General features: G+C 71.9%; 1 protein-coding gene. It reads left to right on the top strand.

Translation table 11 applies throughout. The annotated features are described in order from the left end of the window. A partial coding sequence (gene murJ, locus D7Y13_RS41430) for a murein biosynthesis integral membrane protein MurJ (protein WP_244222472.1) occupies positions 1-1427 on the top strand: 1427 nt, incomplete at both ends.

Below are 1427 nucleotides of genomic sequence, written 5' to 3'. Positions count from 1 at the left end.
GCCGTCACCCCGCCAGCCGCCCCCGAGCGCGCCGGAGGGCGGGGCGCGATGCTGGTGGGCATCGGCATCCTCGCATCGCGGCTGATGGGGCTCGTGCGCGAGCGCGTCTTCGCGCACTACCTGGGCAACGCGGAGGCCGCCGCCGTCTTCAAGGCCGCGCTGCGCATCCCCAACTTCCTGCAGAACCTCTTCGGCGAAGGCGTCCTGTCGGGCTCCTTCATCCCGGTGTACGCCCAGCTGCTGGGCAAGAAGGACGCGGAGGAGTCGGACCGGGTCGCGGGCGCGGTGTTCGGCCTGCTGGCCCTGGCGACCAGCGTGATGGTGGCGCTGGGCATGCTGGCCACGCCGCTGTTCGTGGACCTCATCGCGCCGGGCTTCGAGGGCGGCGAGCGCGACCTGGCGGTGCGGCTGGTGCGCATCCTGTTCCCCGGCACGGGCTTCCTGGTGCTGAGCGCGTGGTGCCTGGGCATCCTCAACAGCCACCGGCGCTTCCTCCTGTCGTACCTGGCGCCGGTGGTGTGGAACGTCGTCATCATCGCCACGCTGCTGGCGGTGGGGGGGCGGTACGCGCAAGGAGGCCGCGCCGCGGAAGAGGCGCTGACGGAGTGGCTGGCCTACGGCGTGGTGGCGGGCAGCTTCCTCCAGTTCGCGGTGCAGGTGCCCACGGTGCTGCGCCTGTTGGGGCGCTTCCGTCCGGCGCTGTCGCTGGCGAGCGCCTCCGTGCGCCAGGTGCTGAAGAACTTCGGCCCGGTGGTGCTGGGGCGCGGCGTGGTGCAGTTCAGCGCGTGGGTGGACACCGCGTTCGCCTCCCTCATCTCCAACCGCGCGCTGTCCTCGCTCCTCTACGCGCAGACCATCTACCTCATCCCGGTGAGCCTCTTCGGCATGGCGGTGTCGGCCGCTGAACTTCCGGAGATGGCGCGCGCCACCGGGGAAGGGGAGGCGGACGCGCACGCGAAGCTGCGAAGTCGCATCGACGCGGGTTCGCGGCGGATCGCCTTCTGGGTGGTGCCGTCCGCGGCGGCGCTGCTCTTCCTGGGGGACCTCGTGAGCGGCGCGCTCCTCCAGACGGGCCGCTTTGGCGCGGCGGACTCGCGCTACCTCTGGTATCTGCTGATGGGCGCGGCGGTGGGCCTGGTGGCCTCCACCGTGGGCCGCCTCTACGCCTCCGCCTTCTACGCGCTGAAGGATCCGAAGACGCCCCTGCGATACGCGGTGGTGCGCGTGAGCCTGGGCACCGTGAAGGCGTACTTCCTGGCGCTGTGGCTGCCGGAACGGCTGGGGCTGCCCCGGGAATTGGGTGCGGCCTTCCTCACCCTCTCCAGCGGCATCGTGGCCTGGGTGGAGACGACGCTCCTGCGCCGCAAGCTGAAGCAGCGCGTGGGGCCCGTGGGCCTGCCGGCGGGACTTCTGGGCCGGTTGTGGGG

This window comes from Corallococcus praedator, from assembly GCF_003612125.1.
Lineage (GTDB): Bacteria > Myxococcota > Myxococcia > Myxococcales > Myxococcaceae > Corallococcus > Corallococcus praedator.
The sequence above is the reverse complement of the archived record's forward strand: the minus strand, read 5'-3'. Positions and strand labels throughout refer to the sequence as shown.